At 64.2% G+C, this 14,714-nt stretch carries 13 protein-coding genes; all 13 read left to right on the top strand.

Annotation, left to right across the window (positions count from 1 at the left end):
- Positions 1-13: 13 nt before the first annotated feature.
- Positions 14-1,057 carry a LacI family DNA-binding transcriptional regulator gene (locus tag AC0L3L_RS25715; RefSeq protein WP_077380352.1) on the top strand — a complete coding sequence of 348 codons (1,044 nt, stop codon included), beginning with the start codon at positions 14-16 and terminating at the stop codon, positions 1,055-1,057.
- The gene (locus tag AC0L3L_RS25710; protein ID WP_473639708.1) at positions 1,054-2,073 is read left to right on the top strand and encodes a Gfo/Idh/MocA family protein; all 1,020 of its coding nucleotides are present in this window, start codon (positions 1,054-1,056) and stop codon (positions 2,071-2,073) included. Before AC0L3L_RS25715 ends, AC0L3L_RS25710 begins: the two co-directional genes overlap by 4 nt.
- A gap of 10 nt (positions 2,074-2,083) precedes the next feature.
- On the top strand, positions 2,084-3,685 hold the full coding sequence (locus tag AC0L3L_RS25705) for an acyl CoA:acetate/3-ketoacid CoA transferase (RefSeq protein ID WP_473639706.1): 1,602 nt from the start codon (positions 2,084-2,086) through the stop codon (positions 3,683-3,685).
- Positions 3,678-4,454, top strand: a complete 777-nt coding sequence (locus AC0L3L_RS25700) for an enoyl-CoA hydratase/isomerase family protein (protein ID WP_473639704.1) — start codon at positions 3,678-3,680, stop codon at positions 4,452-4,454. The genes AC0L3L_RS25705 and AC0L3L_RS25700 overlap by 8 nt, the downstream gene beginning before the upstream one ends.
- 25 nt (positions 4,455-4,479) lie before the next feature.
- Positions 4,480-5,991 (top strand): aldehyde dehydrogenase family protein, encoded by a 1,512-nt coding sequence (locus AC0L3L_RS25695; protein WP_473639702.1) that lies wholly within the window; start codon positions 4,480-4,482, stop codon positions 5,989-5,991.
- Between the two features lie 59 nt (positions 5,992-6,050).
- A complete protein-coding gene (locus tag AC0L3L_RS25690; RefSeq protein WP_091600411.1) occupies positions 6,051-7,304 on the top strand; it encodes an ABC transporter substrate-binding protein in 1,254 nt (417 codons plus the stop codon).
- 165 nt (positions 7,305-7,469) lie between these two features.
- Positions 7,470-8,426, top strand: coding sequence for a carbohydrate ABC transporter permease (locus AC0L3L_RS25685; RefSeq protein ID WP_473639700.1), 957 nt, complete (start codon positions 7,470-7,472; stop codon positions 8,424-8,426).
- Positions 8,423-9,361 carry a carbohydrate ABC transporter permease gene (locus AC0L3L_RS25680; protein WP_123149672.1) on the top strand — a complete coding sequence of 313 codons (939 nt, stop codon included), beginning with the start codon at positions 8,423-8,425 and terminating at the stop codon, positions 9,359-9,361. The genes AC0L3L_RS25685 and AC0L3L_RS25680 overlap by 4 nt, the downstream gene beginning before the upstream one ends.
- A gap of 4 nt (positions 9,362-9,365) precedes the next feature.
- Positions 9,366-10,481, top strand: coding sequence for an ABC transporter ATP-binding protein (locus tag AC0L3L_RS25675; RefSeq protein ID WP_123149673.1), 1,116 nt, complete (start codon positions 9,366-9,368; stop codon positions 10,479-10,481).
- A gap of 5 nt (positions 10,482-10,486) precedes the next feature.
- Positions 10,487-11,989, top strand: a complete 1,503-nt coding sequence (locus AC0L3L_RS25670; protein WP_473639698.1) for a GMC oxidoreductase — start codon at positions 10,487-10,489, stop codon at positions 11,987-11,989.
- A complete protein-coding gene (locus AC0L3L_RS25665; RefSeq protein WP_473639696.1) occupies positions 11,986-12,747 on the top strand; it encodes a 3-ketoacyl-ACP reductase in 762 nt (253 codons plus the stop codon). Before AC0L3L_RS25670 ends, AC0L3L_RS25665 begins: the two co-directional genes overlap by 4 nt.
- Before the next feature lie 12 nt (positions 12,748-12,759).
- Positions 12,760-14,388 carry a GMC family oxidoreductase gene (locus AC0L3L_RS25660; RefSeq protein ID WP_473639694.1) on the top strand — a complete coding sequence of 543 codons (1,629 nt, stop codon included), beginning with the start codon at positions 12,760-12,762 and terminating at the stop codon, positions 14,386-14,388.
- A 10-nt stretch (positions 14,389-14,398) separates the two neighbouring features.
- On the top strand, positions 14,399-14,713 hold the full coding sequence (locus AC0L3L_RS25655; RefSeq protein WP_473639692.1) for a Dabb family protein: 315 nt from the start codon (positions 14,399-14,401) through the stop codon (positions 14,711-14,713).
- The last annotated feature ends 1 nt before the right edge of the window (position 14,714 follow it).

The following is a 14,714-nucleotide window of genomic DNA, read 5'->3' as shown; positions in this document are numbered from 1 at the left end:
GAGGACGATCGGGATGGCCAGCAGGCCCAAGGCGACGATACTCGACATTGCCCGTGAGGCGGGCGTGTCCAAGTCGACGGTGTCGCTCGTGCTGCAGGGCAGCGGCTTGATCCGGCCTGAGACCGCGCTGAAGGTTCGCAAGGCGATCGAGGATGTCGGCTATGTCTACAACCGCGGCGCCGCCAATCTGCGCAAGGCCCATTCCAACGTCATCGGCATGGTCATCAACGACCTTACCAACCCGTTTTTCGCCGAAATGGCGGTCGGCATGGAGCGTGTCTTCCAGTCGGCGGGCATCGTGCCGTTCATCGCCAACACGGCGGAGAACCCGGTGCGCCAGGAAGAGGTGCTGAAATCGCTGATGGAGCAAGGTGTCGCCGGGCTGATCGTGTCGCCGGCGCGCGGCACGACCCCTGGTGCTTTCCGCCGCATCGAGACGGCGGGGCTTCCGATCGTCTTCACCATGCGACGGCTTCCTGAAAGCCGCATCCCGGTGATCGCGCCTGACAATCATCGCGGCGCCTGGCTCGCCACCGCCCATCTGATCGGCAAAGGGCATCGCCGGCTGGCCTTCTTCGGCGGCTCATCGGATCTGGTGGTCTATCACGAGCGGCTGGGCGGTTTTCGCGAGGCCTGCGAGGGGCTCGGCATCGCCAAACGCGATACGCTCGTCGTCGAAGGCGAAACCAGCCGCAAGGGCGGCATTGCCTGCCTGGAGACGGCCCTCGCCATGGCCGAGCCCCCGACCGCGGCGCTGTGCTTCAACGATGCGGTCGCCTTCGGCGTCATGCTGGCGCTGCGCAAGCGCGGCCTCGAGCCCGGCGCGGATTTCGCCGTCGTCGGCTTCGACGACGTGATCGAAGCCCAGCATTACATGCCGGCGCTGACCAGCGTCGCGGTGGATTCGGCAGGCCTGGGCGAGCGCGCCGCCCATGTCATGCTGAAGATGATCCAGTCGCGCACCACGCGCGCCGAGGATCATATCGGCGCCGTCAACCTCGTCGTCAGGGACAGTTGCGGTCCTGATCGCCGCGCTGGAATGGGAGACGCGGCATGACCGTCAAATGGGGACTGATCGGCGCAAGCACGATCGCCAGGCAATTCATGATCAATGCCATCCGCGCGCAACCGAACAGCGAGATCACGGCGGTGATGAGTTCCAGCACGGAGCGCGCCACTTCCTATGCCAGGGAGAACGGCATTCCGCTTGCCGTCTCGACACTCGATGAATTGCTCGGCTCCGACATCGACGCCGTCTACATCTCGACCACCAACGAACTGCATCTCGAACAGGCACTAGCCGCCATCAGGGCGGGAAAACATGTGCTGTGCGAAAAGCCTCTCGCGCTGACCAGCGCCGATGCGCGCAAGATGGTCGCCGTCGCCAAGGCGGCCGGCGTCGTGCTCGGCACCAACCATCATTTGCGCAATGCCGGCTCGCACCGGGCGATGCGCGAAGCCATCGCCGCCGGCCGCATCGGCAAGCCGATCGCTGCGCGCGTCTTTCACTCCGTCTATCTGCCTGAGAATTTGCAGGGTTGGCGCATCACCAGGCCGGAAGCCGGCGGCGGCGTCGTGCTCGACATCACCGTGCACGATGCCGACACGCTGCGTTTCGTGCTCGATGACGATCCGCTCGAGGTTTCGGCGTTCACCCAGGCCGCTGGCATGGCCGCCGGCGGCCTGGAGGACGGCGCCATGTGCATCTGGCGCTTCAAATCGGGCATCATCGCCCAGTCGCATGAGGGCTTCACCACCAAATTCGCCGGTACCGGCTTCGAGGTGCATGGCAGCGAAGGCTCCCTGATCGCAAAAGATGTGATGACGCAGAAGCCGATCGGCTCTGTGCTGCTGCGCACGGCAAAAGGCGAGGAGGAATTGAGCTTCGACCGCGAAGATCTCTATGTCAGGTCCTTGCGCCAGTTCCATGCGGCAATCCGTGGCGAAGGCCAGCCGTCGGCCACTGGCGAGGACGGCGTCTGGTCGCTGACATCAGCCGAGGCGGCATTGCAATCCGCCAAGTCCGGCAAATCAGCCGCGATCGATCCGAAACCCCGATCGATCCGAATCTAAGGGGCGCAGGGTGAGCAAGCTCGTCTCCGCAGCGCAAGCCGCCAGCCTGATCAGGGACGGCATGGTCGTTTCCGTGTCGTCGTCGAGCGGCCTCGGCTGCCCGGATGCGGTGCTCGCCTCCATCGGTGAGCGCTTCGAAGCGGAAGGCCATCCCAAGGACATCACGACGCTGCATCCAATCGCCGCCGGCGACATGTACGGCATTAGGGGTATCGACCATCTGGCCAAGCCCGGCCTGTTGAAGCGCACGCTGTGCGGCTCCTATCCGTCCGGCCCGTCCTCTTCGGAACCGCCGCAGATATGGAAGATGATCGGCGACAATTCGGTCGCCGCCTACAACGTGCCCTCCGGCATCCTGTTCGACATGCACCGCGAAGCCGCCGCCAAGCGCCCCGGCGTGCTGACCAAGGTCGGCCTCGACACGTTCGCCGACCCGCGTCACCAGGGCTGCGCCATGAATGCGGCGGCCGGCGAGCCGATCGTTTCGGTGCAGCAGTTCGACGGCGAGGAATGGCTCTACTTCCGCTCTATCGTGCCTGACGTCTCAATCATCCGGGCGACAACAGCCGACGAGCGCGGCAACCTCACCTATGAGCATGAGGGCGCCTATCTCGGTGGGCTGGAACAGGCGCTCGCCGCTCGCAACAATGGCGGCATCGTCATCGCGCAAGTCAAGCGCGTCGTCGAGAACGGCACGCTGAAGCCGCATGACGTGCGCGTGCCCGGTGTGCTGGTCGACCATATCGTGGTGGCGCCCGACCAGTTGCAGACGACGCTGACGCCCTACGATCCGGCGATCTCGGGCGAGATCTTCCGGCCGCTGTCGACCTTCCGCAATGCCGAGATGAGCGTCCAGAAGGTGATCGCGCGGCGCGTCGCGATGGAGCTTGCCGACGGCATGGCCGTCAATATCGGCTTCGGCATCTCGGCCAACGTGCCGCGCATCCTTATCGAGGAAGGCCAGCACGGCAAGGTCACCTGGGTAATCGAACAGGGCGCGGTCGGCGGCGTGCCGCTGCTCGACTTCAAGTTCGGCTGCTCGTCGAACGCCGACGCGTTCATGCCTTCGCCACACCAGTTCATCTACTTCCAGGGCGGCGGTTTCGACGCCTCGCTGCTGTCCTTCCTGCAGATCGACCGCCACGGCTCGGTCAACGTGTCGAAGCTTTCGGCGAGGCCGCATGTCACCGCCGGCGCCGGCGGCTTTGTCGACATCACTGCGCGAGCGAAGAAGATCGTGTTTTCCGGCTTCTTCAATGCCGGCGCCAAGCTGTCGCTGGCCGATGGCGGCATCAGTATCGACGGGGAAGGCAAGGTCAAGAAAGTGGTCGGCGAGGTCGAGCACATCTCCTTCTCGGGCAAGCGCGCGGTCGCGCAAGGACAGGACATCACCTATGTCACCGAACGCTGCGTGATGAAGCTGACGCCGGATGGGCTGATGGTGACTGAGCTGGCACCCGGTATCGATCTTCAGCGCGACGTGCTGGCGCAGGCCGAGATTCCGCTCGCCGTCGCCAACGACCTGAAAGTCACGCCGGACGCGCTCTACCGTGACCGGCCGATCGGACTGTCGCTCAATGGCGGCGCCTCGCTTGGAGGCGCGCATGGCTGAGCGTCTCGTCACCTTTGAAACCGACGGCGACCTCGGCATCGTCACGCTTCGCCGGCCGGAGAAATTCAACGCGCTCGACATCCCGATGCTGCGCGCGCTGGAAGCCGCGCTCGATACGGCCGAGGCCGCGGACGGCGTCCGCGTCGTGCTGCTGTGTGGCGAAGGCAAGGGCTTTTGCGCCGGCGGCGACGTCGAAGCGTGGTCGCGAATGAGTGCCGCCGATTTCCAGGTGCAATGGGTGCGCTATGGCCACCGCGTCTTCGACCGGCTGGCGCGGCTACGGCAGCCGACCATCGCCGTGCTGTCCGGCCATGCGCTGGGCGGCGGGCTTGAACTGGCGGTCGCCTGCGACTTCCGGGTCGCCGAGGCGCAGGTGAAATTAGGCTTCCCGGAAACCTCGATCGGCGTGGTGCCCGGCTGGTCCGGCACGCAGCGCGCGGTGCGCCGCTTCGGCGCGCAGACGGTGCGGCGCATGGCAATCGGCGGCGAGACGTTCGTGGCGGCCGAAGCACTCGCTCTGGGCATCGTCGACCGGGTGGTCGACACGGGCAAGGCGTTCATCGAGGCCAAGGCCTGGGCCGGCAAGATCTCCGAGCGCGGCCCGCTGGCAACGCAGGCCGCCAAGCTGATGATCGCGGTCGCCGAGGGCGAGGAAAGTGCTGCCGCGACAGAGGCGCTGGCCAGTGGCTTCATCGCGCTGACCGGCGATCTCAAGGCTGGTGTCGACGCTTTCAAGGCCAAGCAGAAACCAGCGTTTTCAAGATCATAGAATGCGAGCGGAACCTGGAAATCACATGAACTTGCCCCTCACCATCGCCATGCCCGCCGAGGCAGCCGCGACGCCGAAGACCTACCGGCTGCTAATCGACGGCAAGTTCGTCGATGCGCGCGACGGCCGCACACTGGAGCGCAACAGCCCCGGCCACGGCTTCACCGTTTCGCGCTATGCACAAGCCGGCGCGGCCGAAGTCGAGGCGGCGGTGACCGCCGCGCACAAGGCTTTTGAGACCGGCCCTTGGCCGCGCATGAAGGCAGCAGAGCGCGCAGCGATCCTGCTCAAGGCGGCGGACCTGATCGAGGCGCGGCTCGAGGAGATTGCCCGGCTCGACGCGCTGGAATCCGGCAAGCCGATCGCCCAGGCGCGCGGCGAGATCGGCGGCGCCGTCGACATCTGGCGCTATGCCGCGGCGCTTGCCCGCACGCTCCATGGCGAAACCTACGCCAACCTCGGCGACGCCATGCTGGGCGTCGTGCTGCGTGAACCGATCGGCGTCGTCTCGATCATCACGCCGTGGAATTTTCCCTTCCTCATCGTCAGCCAGAAACTACCGTTCGCGCTCGCCGCCGGCTGCACGGCGGTGGTCAAGCCGAGCGAGATGACCTCGGCCTCCACCTTCGTGCTCGGCGACATCCTGATGCAGGCCGGCTTGCCGGATGGCGTTGTCAACATCCTCGCTGGTCTGGGCGCCGATGTCGGCGCCGCAATGGTCAGCCATCCGCTGGTCGAGATGGTGTCGTTCACCGGCTCCACCCGGGTCGGCAAGATGACCATGGCGTCGGCTGCGAACTCGCTGAAGAAAGTCTCGATGGAGCTCGGCGGCAAGAACGGCCAGATCGTCTTTCCAGACGCCGACCTCGATGCCGCCGCCGACGCGGCGGTGTTCGGCGGCTTTTTCAACGCTGGCGAATGCTGCAACGCCGGCAGCCGGCTAATCGTCCACGAGGCGATAGCCGACGACTTCCTCGGCGCAGTGAAGGCGCTCACCGCACGGGTCACCGTCGGCGATCCGCTCGATATCAGCACCAAGGTCGGCGCGATGATCTCTTCCGAGCACCTTTCCAAGGTGACCGGCTACGTGGCGGCGGCGGCAAACGACGGCAGCAGCATCTATAGCGGCGGCAAGCAAATCGCCTCCAGTGCCGGTCAATATCTCGATCCGACCATCCTTCGCGGCGTCACCGAAGACATGGCCATTGCGCGTGAAGAAGTGTTTGGACCGGTGCTGTCGGTGCTGACGTTTGGATCGATTGAAGAGGCGTTGCGCATCGCCAACAACACGCCTTATGGTCTATCGGCGGGCGTGTGGAGCGCCAGCATCGACACCTGCATGTCGGTGGCGCGGAATGCGCGTTCGGGAACCGTTTGGGTGAACACGTTCATGGAAGGTTATCCCGAGCTGCCTTTCGGAGGCTACAAGCAGTCCGGTCTCGGACGCGAACTCGGCAAGCGCGCCGTTGAGGACTATACCGAAGAAAAGACAATCCAGTTTCATCGCGGCCAGCGCACCGGATGGTGGGTCGGCTGAGTTGGGAAGAACCCGGCGGACAATCGCCGGTCGTGTAGCTGCAACAAGGGAGGAAGTACATGTTGCGCAAATTGCTTATCGGAACGGCTCTCGGCTCGGGTCTTGCGTTCGCAGCCCATGCCCAGGACGTCAAGGAAGTCGAGATGCTGCATTGGTGGACGTCTGGCGGCGAAGCGGCTGCCTTGAACGTGCTCAAGGAGGATCTGGCCAAGCAAGGCTTTGCCTGGAAGGACGTGCCCGTGGCCGGCGGCGGCGGCGACGCCGCCATGACCGCGCTGAAGGCGATGGTCGCGGCCGGCAACTACCCGACCGCCTCCCAGATGCTCGGCTATACCGTGCTCGATTATGCCGCGGCCGGCGTGATGGGCGACCTGACCGAGACGGCGGTAAAGGAAGGCTGGGACAAATCCGTTCCGGCCGCCCTGCAGAAATTCTCGGTCTATGACGGCAAGTGGGTCGCGGCTCCGGTCAACGTCCACTCCGTCAACTGGCTGTGGATCAACAAGGCGGTGATGGACAAGATCGGCGGCACCGAGCCCAAGACCTTCGACGAATTCATCGCGCTGCTCGACAAGGCCAAGGCGGCGGGCGTCATCCCGCTCGCGCTCGGCGGCCAGAACTGGCAGGAAGCCACCATGTTCGATTCGGTCGTGCTGTCGACCGGCGGACCTGAGTTCTACAAGAAGGCCTTCAACGACCTCGACGAGGAGCAGCTGAAGTCCGACACGATGAAGAAGTCGTTCGACAACCTTGCCAAGCTCGTCACCTATGTCGACCCGAACTTCTCCGGCCGCGACTGGAACCTTGCCACCGCCATGGTCATCAAGGGCGATGCGCTGGTGCAGGTCATGGGCGACTGGGCCAAGGGCGAATTCAACGCCGCCAAGAAGACCCCGGGCACCGACTTCCTGTGCTACCGCTTCCCGGGCACCGACGGCAGCGTGGTCTACAACTCCGACATGTTCGGCATGTTCGACGTTCCGGAGGACCGCAAGGCCGCTCAGGCCGCCTTGGCCACCGCCACTTTGTCGAAGAGCTTCCAGTCGGCTTTCAACGTCGTCAAGGGCTCGGTCCCGGCCCGCACCGACGTGCCCGACACCGACTTCGACGCTTGCGGCAAGAAGGGCATGGCCGACCTGAAGGCCGCCAACGAAGGCGGCACGCTGTTCGGTTCGCTGGCGCAAGGCTATGGCGCGCCGCCGGCTGTCGCCAATGCCTATAAGGACGTCGTCTCGAAGTTCGTCCACGGCCAGATCAAGACCTCGGACGAGGCCGTGACCCAGCTGGTTAACGCAATCGAAGACGCCAAATAAGAACCGGCATGAAAGGACCCTTCCCCGCTCCGGTGGGGAAGGTTCCACCAAGCCAGGATGGTCGGCCTCTGGTCGGAATGGCGCCGGCGATCAACCAACACGCCCCGTCTCGACGGGGCTATCCTTCCCCGCCTGGCGGTGAAGGGACCCGAGAGGGAGGAGCCCATGACTACGGTCGCGACCCAGATCAAGCTGACGCCGGAGCATAATGCCCGCCCGGGTGTCTCCATGCGTTCGCGCCTGCAGGACGCGCTGCCGAAGATCGTACTGGCGCCAAGCTTTGCGATCACAATCGTCTTCGTCTACGGCTTCATCCTGTGGACGGTCTATCTGTCGTTCACCAATTCCAAGACCTTCCCGTCCTATGCGCTCACCGGGCCGCGGGCCTATCAGCGGCTATGGCGCTGGACTTTCGAGAGCGACCCGCCGTCGAGCTGGTACACGTCGATCACCAATATGGGCATTTTCGGCTTTCTCTACATCTTCATCTGCCTGGCGCTCGGCCTTTTCCTGGCCATCCTGCTCGACCAGAAGATCCGCGGCGAAGGCATGTTGAGGCCGATCTATCTCTATCCGATGGCGCTATCCTTCATCGTCACCGGCGTCGCCTGGAAATGGTTCCTCGATCCCGGCCTCGGCCTCGAGCAAACGCTGCACCAGTGGGGCTGGACGAGCTTCCATTTCGATTGGATCAAGAACAAGGATTTCGTCATCTACACCGTGGTGATCGCCGGCGTCTGGCAGGCCTCGGGCTTCGTCATGGCGATGTTCCTCGCCGGCCTTCGCGGCATCGACGGGGAGATCATGAAGGCGGCGCAGATCGACGGCGCAACCACGTTCCAGCTCTATCGCCGCATCGTCATCCCGCTGCTGCGGCCGGTGTTCCTCTCGGCCTTCATCGTGCTCGCGCACCTCGCCATCAAGTCCTACGATCTGGTCGTAGCACTGACCAGCGGCGGGCCGGGCGGCTCAGCTTGGCTGCCGTCGAACTTCATGTATGAGTACACCTTCAAGCGCAACGAAATGGCCGTCGGCTCGGCCAGCGCCGTGATCATGCTGATGACCATCACCGCGATCATCGTGCCCTATCTCTATTCCGAGCTCAGGGAGCGACCGCGATGAGCGTCATTGCCTCGCCCGCTCGCACTGGCGGCATCAGCGCCAGGACCGTCAACCGCATCGTCATCTACGGCCTGCTGGCGCTGTTCGCGCTGTTCTACCTGATGCCGCTGTTCGTCATGCTGGTGACTTCGTTCAAGACGATGGACGAGATCCAGAACGGCAACATGCTGGCGCTGCCGCAGGCGCCGACCTTCGAGCCGTGGCTGAAGGCGTGGGGCGAGACCTGCGTCGGCCTGACCTGCGCCGGCATCAAGGGCTATTTCTGGAATTCCATCAAGATGGTGGTTCCGGCGGTGCTGATCTCGACGCTGCTCGGCGCGCTCAACGGCTATGTCCTGACCAAATGGCGCTTCCGCGGCCACACGCTGGTCTTCGGGCTGATGCTGTTTGCCTGCTTCATTCCGTTCCAGTCGGTGCTGTTGCCGATGGCAACGATCCTCGGCAGCCTCGGCCGCTTCGGCGTGACGCTGCGAAACGCCACGGGATTTTCATTCGGCTTGGGCAATCCGACAGTCAACTTGGTCTTTGTCCACGTCGTCTATGGGCTCGGCTTCACCACTTTGTTCTTCCGCAATTATTACGAGGCGTTCCCGACCGAACTGGTCAAGGCGGCACAGGTCGACGGAGCCAGCTTCTTCCAGATCTTCCGGCGCATCATGCTGCCGAATTCGATGCCGATCTTCGTCGTCACCGTCATCTACCAGTTCACCAACATCTGGAACGACTTCCTGTTCGCCTCGGCCTATGCCGGCACCGGTGACGCGATGCCGATGACCGTGGCGCTGAACAACGTCGTCAATACCTCGACCGGTGTCGTCGAATACAACGTCAACATGGCGGCAGCGATGATCGCCGCACTGCCGACCCTTCTCGTCTATGTGGTCGCTGGCCGCTATTTTGTGCGCGGCCTGATGGCCGGCGCCGTCAAAGGATAATCGAATGGCTTTTCTCGAAATTAATGGGCTGAGGAAGCGGTTCGGATCGGTCGAGATCCTGAAGGGCATCGACGTCGATCTCGAAAAGGGCGGCTTCCTGGTGCTGGTTGGCCCGTCCGGCTGCGGCAAGTCGACCTTGCTCAACACCATCGCCGGCCTCGAAACCATCACCGAAGGCGAAATCCGTGTCGATGGACGGACGATCAACGATCTCCACCCCTCGAAACGCGACATCGCCATGGTGTTCCAGAGCTACGCGCTCTATCCGAACATGACCGTCGCGGGGAACATTGCCTTCGGCATGGAGATGCGCGGCGTGCCGGCAGCGGAGCGCCAGAAGGCGATCGACAAGGTGGCGAAGGTGCTGCAGATCGGCCACCTCCTGCAGCGCAAGCCGAGCCAGCTTTCCGGCGGCCAGCGCCAGCGCGTCGCCATGGGCCGCGCGCTGGTGCGCGACCCCAAGCTCTTTCTCTTCGACGAGCCGCTGTCCAATCTCGACGCCAAGCTGCGCGTCGACATGCGCATCGAGATCAAGCGGCTGCACGCGACCACCGGCACGACAATCGTCTATGTCACCCACGACCAGATCGAAGCGATGACGCTGGCCACCAAGATCGCGGTGATGCGCGACGGCGAGGTGCAGCAGTTCGGCACGCCGGCCGAAATCTATAACAACCCGACTAACCTGTTTGTTGCCGACTTCATGGGCTCGCCGGCGATGAATCTGATTCCGGCGACGATCGGCGGCAATGGCAATGCGCTTTCCGTGGTGCTGCAGCGCGAGGCGCGCGAGCCGATCTCGCTGCCGCTGGCCGATGCGCCGACGGGTCTGTCGGCATTCCACAGCAAGCCGATAATCTTCGGCGTCCGCCCCGAGGCCCTGACCGATCCTGAAGGAGCCGAACGCAACGCATCGAACATCGCCACCGCCGACTGTCACATCGAAGTCGTGGAACCGGCCGGCTCCGATACCTTCGCCGTCACCAATCTCGGCGGCAAGGCGGTGGTGGCGCGGCTGCGCGCCGACGCCAATATCCAGCCGGGCACGGTCACGCCGCTCGCCTTCAACCTGACCAAGGCGGTGTTCTTCGATCCGGCGACCGAGAACCGTATCCTCTGACAGCCATGACAAACCCGGACATCGTCATCATCGGCTCCGGCATCGGCGGCGCCACGATCGCTTCCGGCCTTGCCGGCAGTGGCGCCTCGATCCTGATGCTGGAGCGCGGCGAACCGCTGCCGGCGACGCCGCATACGCGCGACACGCGCGCCATCTTCGTCGACGGCCACTATCGGCCGAAGGAAATGTGGCTCGAGGCCGGGGGTGCTGCGTTCAATCCCGGCAACTACTACTATGTCGGCGGCAATTCGAAATTCTATGGCGCGGTGCTGATCCGCTACCGCAGGGAAGACTTTTCGGCCATGGAGCACTATGGCGGCGTCTCGCCGGCCTGGCCGTTCTCCTATGAGGAATTCGAGCCTTGGTATTCCAAGGCCGAGCAGCTTTTTCGCGTGCGCGGCGCACTCGGCGAAGACCCGACCGAGCCGTTCCACTCGATCCCCTATCCCTTCGGGCCGGTGCCCGACGAGCCGCCGATCGCCCGCGCCCGCGCCGAACTCAAGGGGCTCGGCCTGCACCCGGCATCGCTGCCGCTCGGCGTCGACATCGATGCCTGGCTAAAGGACGGCAAGACAGGCTGGGACGCGTTTCCCAACACCGGGACCGGCAAGGTCGACGCCCAAACGGGGCCGCTCGCGGCGGCACTTACCGACCGGAACATCAAGCTCGAGACCGGTGCCCATGTCGAATATCTCGAAGCGGCATCGGATGCCAGGACGATCGCCGCCGTTCACTATCGCCAGAATGGCACGCTGAAGAAAGTGACGCCGAAGCTGGTCATCCTCTCGGCCGGCGCGGTCAATTCGGCGGTCATCCTGCTGCGCTCGCCATCTCACGACGGCAAGGGCCTCGCCAACCGTTCCGACCAGGTCGGCCGCAACTTCATGAACCACAATTCGAGCGCCATGCTGGCGATCGACCCGCGCCGCAGGAACACATCTGTCTACCAGAAGACGCTGATGCTCAACGATTACTACCTGTCCGATGGCAAGGGTGGCAAGCCGCTCGGTAACGTCCAGCTTCTCGGTAAGATCGACGGTTATATCCTGAGGGCCAACGTCAAGCTTGCACCCAAATTCGCGCTGGATTTCCTGGCCGGCCACGCCGTCGACTGGTACCTGATGTGCGAGGACCTGCCCGATCCCGAAAGCCGCTTCATGGTCGACGGCAAGGACATCGTCATGCAGTGGCGGCGCTCCAATATGCAGTCGCTCGACGGGCTGACCAAGGTGATGCGCGAGAATTTCCGCGCCTGCGGCTATCCGATCGTCCTGTCGCGGCCTTTCGACAAGCGCACGCCATCGCACCAGTGCGGCACGGTCAAGATGGGCGACGATCCGGCAACCTCGCCGCTCGACCCGTTCTGCCGCTCGTTCGACCACCACAACCTGTTTGTCGTCGACGCTAGCTTCCTGCCGAACTCGGCCGCGGTCAATCCGGCACTGTCGATCGCAGCACAAGCGCTGCGCGTCGCCGATCACATCCGCAAGACGGAGCTTGTCGCATGAGCCGCCCGGCAGCCATCGTTACCGGCGGCGCGCGCGGCATCGGCCTTGCTTGCGCCGAAGCGCTGGCCGATGCGGGCTTCGATATCCTTGTCGTGGACCTTGCCGAAAAAGCCGGCGACGGGCTTGCCGCTGACATCACCGCCCGCGGCGCGAAATTCGCCTATCATTGCGGCGACATCGCCGATCTCGACCGCCATGCAGCACTGGTCGATGCCGCGATAAGCGCCTTCGGCCGCATCGACTGCCTGGTCAACAATGCCGGCATCGGCGCCGTCATACGCGGCGACCTACTGGAATTGAAACCGGAGAACTTCGACCGGATCCTGGGCATCAACCTGCGCGGCACCGTCTTCCTCAGCCAGGCCGTTGCCAAGGCGATGGTCGGCCAACCGGCCGATCGTGCAAAATCGATCATCACCATCACCTCGGTCAGCGCCGAAATGGCCTCGCCGGAACGTGCCGACTATTGCATCTCCAAGGCCGGACTTTCGATGTGGGTAAAGACCCTGGGGTTGCGGCTCGCCGCCGAAAATATCGGCGTGTTCGAGGTGCGGCCGGGCATCATCCGCACCGACATGACATCAGGCGTCACCGCCAAATACGACGCGCTGATCGACGGCGGTCTGGTGCCGGCGAAGCGCTGGGGCGAAGCCGCCGATGTCGGGGCCGCGGTGGCGGCACTCGCCGGCGGCAAGCTCGGTTTTTCGACCGGCTCGATCATCAATGTCGACGGTGCGCTGTCGGTGCCGAGGCTGTGAACAGGTGACGCCATGACCGACTACATCATCGTCGGCGCCGGCCCGGCCGGCTGCGTCCTGGCCAACCGGCTGAGCGAAGATCCGTCGCATCAGGTGCTGCTGCTCGAGGCCGGCGGCAAGGACTGGCACCCGCTGATCCACATGCCGGCCGGTTTCGCCAAGATGACCAGGGGCATCGCCGCCTGGGGCTGGTCGACCGTGCCGCAAAAGCACATGAAGGACCGCGTCTTCCGGTACACACAGGCCAAGGTGATCGGCGGCGGCTCCTCCATCAACGCCCAGATCTATACACGCGGCAACGCCCGCGATTACGACGCCTGGGAGAAGGAAGAGGGCCTTGCCGGCTGGGGCTATCGCGACGTGCTGCCCTATTTCAAGCGGGCCGAGAACAACCAGCGCTACGCCAACGATTTTCACGGCGACCAGGGTCCGCTCGGCGTGTCGAACCCGATTGCGCCGCTGCCGATCTGCGAGGCTTATTTCCGCGCCGGACAGGAGATGGGCATACCCTTCAATCCGGACTTCAACGGAATAGCCCAACAAGGCGTCGGTTATTACCAATTGACGCAGAAGGACGCGAGACGCTCCTCCGCCTCGGTCGCCTATCTCAGACCGATCCGCGAGCGCAAGAACCTGACCGTCAGGACCGGCGTGCTGGTGACGCGCATCGTCGTCGAGAAAGGCCGCGCCGTCGGTGTCGAGATCGTCGACAGGCCGGGCGGCCAGCCGACGACCCTGCGTGCCGAGCGCGAAGTGATCGTCTCGTCAGGCGCCATCGGCTCGCCGAAGCTCTTGATGCAATCGGGCATCGGCCCGGCCGATCATCTGAAGTCGGTCGGCGTGACGCCAGTCCACGACCTGCCCGGCGTCGGCTCCAACCTGCAGGATCATCTCGACCTGTTCGTCATTGCCGAATGCACCGGGGACCACACCTACGACAACTACGCCAAGCTGCACCGGACGGTGTGGGCCGGCCTGCAGTACCTGCTGTTGAAAAAAGGCCCGGTTGCCTCCAGCCTGTTCGAGACCGGCGGCTTCTGGTACGCCGACCCGACCGCCGCCTCGCCCGATATCCAGCTCCATCTCGGCCTCGGCTCCGGCATCGAGGCCGGTGTCGAGAAACTGAAAAATCCGGGCGTGACGCTGAACTCGGCCTTCCTGCGCCCTCATTCGCGCGGCACGGTGCGGCTGAACAGCGCCGACCCGGCCGACAGCCCGCTGATCGATCCGAATTACTGGTCCGACCCCTACGATCGCGACATGTCGATCAAGGGGCTCAGGCTGGCACGCGAGATCATGCGGCAGAAGGCGCTTGCCCCTTACGTGCTGCGCGAGGTGCTGCCGGGACCGACACTCACCAGCGGCGACGAGCTGTTCGACTATGCCTGCCGCAGTTCCAAGACCGACCACCACCCTGTCGGCACCTGCCGTATGGGCCATGATGCGATGAGCGTGGTGACGCCGGATCTCAGGCTGCGTGGTATCGAAGGGTTGCGCGTCTGCGACGCCTCGGTGATGCCGCGCATCCCCTCATCCAACACCAATGCGCCGACGATCATGGTCGGAGAAAAGGGCGCCGATCTGATCCTTGGCCGCGAACCACTGCCGCCGGCCGTGTTTTCCACCAACCAAGCGGCATGAGATCGCAAGAATGATCAGGCACTGTGTTTTCGTTCGATTCCGCAATGACGTCGACGCCACCGAGCGCGCGGCAATCCATGCCGATCTTGAGGCGCTGCGGCGGGTGATCGACGGTATTGGCAAGGTCGAATTCAGCGCCAACACCAGCCCAGAGCCGTTCGCGCGCGGCTTCACGCACGGCTTCACCATCGACTTCCGCGATGCCGCCGCACGCGACGCCTACCTGGCGCATGAGGCTCACAGCCGAGCCGGCGCTCGGCTGGTCGCGGCGCTTGAAGGCGGAACCGACGGGCTGATGGTGTTCGACCTCGAGATAGGCGCTTAGC

The sequence above is a fragment of the Mesorhizobium sp. WSM4849 genome (assembly GCF_055811385.1).
Note: the sequence above shows the minus strand (reverse complement) of the source record. Positions and strands in the feature narration are given on the sequence as shown.

Excerpts from the sequence above, each read along its gene's own strand:
- AC0L3L_RS25715 (WP_077380352.1), top strand. The coding sequence starts at position 14 with ATGGCCAGCAGGCCCAAGGCGACGATACTCGACATTGCCCGTGAGGCG.
- AC0L3L_RS25710 (WP_473639708.1), top strand. The coding sequence starts at position 1,054 with ATGACCGTCAAATGGGGACTGATCGGCGCAAGCACGATCGCCAGGCAA.
- AC0L3L_RS25700 (WP_473639704.1), top strand. The coding sequence starts at position 3,678 with ATGGCTGAGCGTCTCGTCACCTTTGAAACCGACGGCGACCTCGGCATC.
- AC0L3L_RS25695 (WP_473639702.1), top strand. The coding sequence starts at position 4,480 with ATGAACTTGCCCCTCACCATCGCCATGCCCGCCGAGGCAGCCGCGACG.
- AC0L3L_RS25690 (WP_091600411.1), top strand. The coding sequence starts at position 6,051 with ATGTTGCGCAAATTGCTTATCGGAACGGCTCTCGGCTCGGGTCTTGCG.
- AC0L3L_RS25685 (WP_473639700.1), top strand. The coding sequence starts at position 7,470 with ATGACTACGGTCGCGACCCAGATCAAGCTGACGCCGGAGCATAATGCC.
- AC0L3L_RS25680 (WP_123149672.1), top strand. The coding sequence starts at position 8,423 with ATGAGCGTCATTGCCTCGCCCGCTCGCACTGGCGGCATCAGCGCCAGG.
- AC0L3L_RS25675 (WP_123149673.1), top strand. The coding sequence starts at position 9,366 with ATGGCTTTTCTCGAAATTAATGGGCTGAGGAAGCGGTTCGGATCGGTC.
- AC0L3L_RS25670 (WP_473639698.1), top strand. The coding sequence starts at position 10,487 with ATGACAAACCCGGACATCGTCATCATCGGCTCCGGCATCGGCGGCGCC.
- AC0L3L_RS25665 (WP_473639696.1), top strand. The coding sequence starts at position 11,986 with ATGAGCCGCCCGGCAGCCATCGTTACCGGCGGCGCGCGCGGCATCGGC.
- AC0L3L_RS25660 (WP_473639694.1), top strand. The coding sequence starts at position 12,760 with ATGACCGACTACATCATCGTCGGCGCCGGCCCGGCCGGCTGCGTCCTG.
- AC0L3L_RS25655 (WP_473639692.1), top strand. The coding sequence starts at position 14,399 with ATGATCAGGCACTGTGTTTTCGTTCGATTCCGCAATGACGTCGACGCC.